1 protein-coding gene is annotated in these 1601 nt (G+C 70.1%); it reads left to right on the top strand.

All coding sequences use genetic code 11. The annotated features are described in order from the left end of the window. Positions 1–139: 139 nt before the first annotated feature. Positions 140–1591: an NF041680 family putative transposase gene (locus CQZ88_RS00765; RefSeq protein WP_258008397.1), complete on the top strand. Its 1452-nt coding sequence runs from the start codon at positions 140–142 to the stop codon at positions 1589–1591. Positions 1592–1601 lie beyond the last annotated feature (10 nt).

Genomic DNA, 1601 nt, shown 5'->3' with positions numbered 1-1601 from the left:
AGCTTGACGTTTAACCTGCGGCGTTCCGACCCGCCCCTTCGGTGATGGCGACGTCCGGCGTGTCGCAGAGGGAAGATACGGCCACCGCCTGATCATCCGAGAGGTTCCTGGCAGAACTCTCGAGGCGAAGGCGGTGGCCGTGAGTATCAGTGTGCCCGACATGACGGCGGTCGGCGGGCAGCCGAGCATCGATGCGCGTGTCGATCTGGCCGTGTTCCGGGAGCAGTTCTACGACTGCCTGACCACTCGTCGTGACGTGTTGTTCGAGCTGACCGACGCGGTGCTGTGCGCCGGCGGTGCGGTCCGCACTCTGGTCGAGTTGTCTCTGACTCTCGAGCACCGCCGCGGTCACGGCGCACTGTACGACGGAATCAACTGCGGCCGAATCGAAGTGGATCGATTGCGTCGTACAGTCACCGCCCTCCCGCTGCCCCGGTGCGGCGACGGCGCGATCGTGCTGGCCGTCGATGTCAGCGCCTGGCTGCGCCCGGATGCCCCGACGAGCCCGCAGCGGTCGTTCTGCCACGTCTACGGCCGCGGCAAGGGACAGGCGCAGCTGATCCCCGGCTGGCAGTACTCGTTCATCGCCGCGCTCGAACCGGGTCGCACCTCGTGGACGGCGGTGCTCGACGCGGTGCGCCTGCACCCCGACGAGGACCCGACCGCCGTGACCGCCGCCCAGATCCGGAACGTGGTCGACCGCCTCCGGGCGGCCGGCCACCACCGCGACGACGACCCGGACATCCTGCTGGTTTTCGACGCCGGCTACGACCTGCCCCGGCTGGCGTTCGCTCTCGCCGACCAGCCGGTGCGGATCCTGGGCCGGATGCGCGGGGACCGGGTGTTGTGCTTCCCGGCACCACCGCCGGGCCGCACCGGGCGCCCACCGCGGCACGGGGCGCAGTTCCACTTCGCCGACCCGACCACCTGGACCCCGCCCGCGACCACCACCGCCACCGTGACCGACCGCTACGGCACGGCCGTGGCGGAAGCGTGGAATCGATTGCACCCCAGGCTTACTCATCGAGGGGTGTGGGCCGCGCATCCGGGCCCGCCGCCGATCGTCGAGGGCACGGTGATCCGGCTGACCGTCGAGCATCTGCCCGGGGATCGGCATCCGGCGCCAGTGTGGCTGTGGTGCTCGGACCCGACGGTCGGCGCCGATCACGTCGATCGACTGTGGCAGATGTTCCTGCGCCGCTTCGACCTCGAACACACCTTCCGGATGTTCAAACAGACGTTGGGATGGACCGCGCCGAAGATCCGCAGCCCCGAGGCGGCCGACCGCTGGACCTGGATCGTCATCGTGGCGCACACCCAGCTGCGGCTCGCCCGGTCCCTGGCCGAGGATCTGCGCCGACCGTGGGAGCGACCACGTCCGCCGGGCCGGCTGACCCCGGCCCGGGTCCGTCGCGGGTTTCCGCACATCCACCGGACGATGCCCACTCCGGCCGGTGCGCCGAGACCCTCCCGACCAGGTCCCGGACGACCCTTCGGTTCGAAGAACACCCGCCGCGCACCGCATCACCATGTGGGCAAACGCGACAGAACCGACGTCCAGGAACCGGCCGGCGTCAGCCGGACAGGTTAAACGTCAAGCT

Source organism: Rhodococcus sp. ENV425 (genome assembly GCF_002887785.1).
Taxonomy (GTDB): Bacteria; Actinomycetota; Actinomycetes; order Mycobacteriales; family Mycobacteriaceae; genus Rhodococcus; species Rhodococcus aetherivorans.
Note: the sequence above shows the minus strand (reverse complement) of the source record. Positions and strands in the feature narration are given on the sequence as shown.